Genomic DNA, 2,460 nt, shown 5'->3' on the forward strand with positions numbered 1-2,460 from the left:
GCTGTCTTCGGAGCCACCGTTATTGTCGTTCGGAGCCACCTGCTTAGGCTCCTTCCGCCGGGTGTAAAGGGCACCCGGCGGAAGGAGCAGTTCTCAATGGTAAGGAAGATTAAGGCCAAGCTCGTGCTGCGGTTGCGGGCCGAGGGTCTGTCGGGACGGGCGATCGCTGCCTCACAGCGGATCTCGCGGAACAGTGTGGCAGCGGTGCTGGAGGCTGCCGATGCGGCAGGGGTGCGATGGGACGACATCGCCGACCGGCCCGAGACCGAGGTGTACTCGATGGTGTTCCCCGGCCGCGGGGAACACGAGAGCGTCTACGCCCAGCCAGATTTCGAGAAGGTTCACCGGGAACTGTCCCGGGTCGGGGTGACGCTGAAACTGCTGCACGGCGAATATCTCGATGCCTGTGCCGCCGCCGGGGATCCGGCGATGGGCTACGACCGGTTCTGCAAGTCCTATCAGCATCACCTGCTGGTGGCCGGGCTGGCCTCGAGGGTGGGGCACAAGGCCGGGCAGACGGTCGAGGTCGACTGGTCCGGACCCACGATGCAGCTGCTGGACACAGCCACCGGCGAGCTGACGAGGGTGTATTTGTTCGTGGGGTGTCTGCCGTTCAGCCGGTACTCCTTCGTCGAACCGACCCTGGACATGAAGCAGGACACCTGGCTGCGGGCCCACGTGGCGATGTTCGAGGCGTTCGGCGGCAGCGTGCCGCGGATCGTGCCGGACAACCTCAAGACGGGGGTTATCAAGCATCCGGCCGAGGGCGAGATCGTGCTGAACGACGCCTATCGGGAGATGGCCGCGCACTACTCCGCCGCCGTGCTCCCGGCCAGAATCAGGGCACCCAAGGACAAACCCAGCGCCGAGAACACCGTCTGGCATGTGGCGATGCGCGTCATCGCCGAGCTCAGGGACCAGAACTTCGCCACGTTGGCCGACCTCAAAGCGGCGATCATCGACCGGGTGGCCGCCTACAACCAGGAGTCGTTCCAGAAGCGGCCAGGCTCCAGGGCCAGCGTGTTCGCCGCCGAGGAGGGCCCCCTGCTGCGGCCGTTGCCAACGGTGGCCTATGAGATCAGCCGGTGGGTCTACGGCCGCAGGGTCGCGAAGAACGGGCACGTCACCTTCGGCCGGAACTTCTACTCCGTTCCATACACCCACGTCGGGGCCAAGGTCGATCTGCGTCTGACGGACACGATGCTCGAGGTCTACCGCGGCCCCGAGCGGTTGGCCAGCCACCTGCTGCTGCCCGAGAACGTGGTGAATGAGTACCGCACCCATGACGCCGATCTGCCGGCCGGGCCCGGCTACCGGCAGTGGGACCCGGACCGGGTGCGGGACTGGGCCACCCGCGTCGGAACGTCTGCGGTGGTCGTGGTGGAGCGGATCTTCGAGTCCGTGCCGGTCGCCGAGCAGGGCCTGGACCCGGCCCTGGCGGTGCTGCGGCTGACCCGCCGCTACTCCGCCGAGCGGGTGGAGGCGGCCTGCTCTCTCGCGCTGGCCGGCCGGGTCAGGTCCCCGCGGTATGCGCACCTGCGCCCGATCCTGGAGACCGGGCAGGACAAGACACCCGGCAGAACACCATCGCCAGGGGCCGCGACGGCCGAGGAGCCCGGTGGCTACGTGCGTGGGGCCTCCTACTACGCGGCAGGAGGCACTCGATGAGCCGGATCGACACCGAGACCAAGCGCAAGCTGCGCGAGATGGGAGCCGCCACCTTGTTGGAGGCCCTCGAGGCCCAGGACGAGACCCTCGTGATGGGACTGGGGTTCGAGGACAAGATTCGGCTGGCCGTGGACGAGGCTCACTCTTCGTTCAACCACGCCAAGGTTGAGGGGCTGATCCGGCGGGCCGGGCTGCGCTACCCGAACGCTGACCTGCGCCGGCTGGATCTGCTCACCGAGCGCGGCCTGGACCAGGGCGTGATCGCACAGCTCGGGACGTGTTCGTTCATCGACCGGCAGCAGAACGTCGTGTTCCAGGGCTTCACCGGCTCCGGGAAGTCCTACCTGGGCTGCGCGCTGGCCAAGCAGGCCTGCCAGCACCGGATCCGCGCCCACTACATCCGGATGCCCGACCTCGAAGAAGCCTGGGCCCTGGCGAAGGACAAGCCCCTGGGCTCCACGAAGTTCCTGAAAAAGTACGCCGCGTTCACGCTGTTGGTCATCGACGAATGGCTGTTGGACCATCCCGACGAGTCGATGCGGAGCATGCTGCTGGAGCTGCTGGAGCGCCGCTACGGGAACACCTCGACCGTGTTCTGCACCCAGTACGCACAGAAGGACTGGCACCAGCGCCTGGGCTCCGGAGTGCACGCCGACGCCATCATGGACCGCATCGTGCACAACACCCTCTGGATCGAGACCGGCAGCTACAACATGCGCGAACACACCGCCATGAACGGCCACTAGAAAGCCCGTCGAGGGCCGGTGGCTCCCACCCGGCCGGCCGCCGGCT

The 2,460-nt window shown here is 67.2% G+C and carries 2 protein-coding genes; both read left to right on the forward strand.

Translation table 11 applies throughout. The annotated features are described in order from the left end of the window. Positions 1 to 96: 96 nt before the first annotated feature. Entirely contained in the window at positions 97 to 1,668 is a 1,572-nt protein-coding gene (gene istA, locus ACFFIO_RS17275) for an IS21 family transposase (protein WP_159555550.1), read from the forward strand. Further along, on the forward strand, positions 1,665 to 2,414 hold the full coding sequence (locus tag ACFFIO_RS17280; protein ID WP_159555548.1) for an ATP-binding protein: 750 nt from the start codon (positions 1,665 to 1,667) through the stop codon (positions 2,412 to 2,414). The genes istA and ACFFIO_RS17280 overlap by 4 nt, the downstream gene beginning before the upstream one ends. The last annotated feature ends 46 nt before the right edge of the window (positions 2,415 to 2,460 follow it).

It is taken from the genome of Citricoccus parietis (genome assembly GCF_042433045.1).
GTDB classification, from domain to species: domain Bacteria; phylum Actinomycetota; class Actinomycetes; order Actinomycetales; family Micrococcaceae; genus Citricoccus; species Citricoccus parietis.

Bases quoted from the DNA above. Each gene is read 5' to 3' on its own strand.
- ACFFIO_RS17280 (WP_159555548.1), top strand. From the start codon at position 1,665: ATGAGCCGGATCGACACCGAGACCAAGCGCAAGCTGCGCGAGATGGGA.
- istA (WP_159555550.1), top strand. From the start codon at position 97: ATGGTAAGGAAGATTAAGGCCAAGCTCGTGCTGCGGTTGCGGGCCGAG.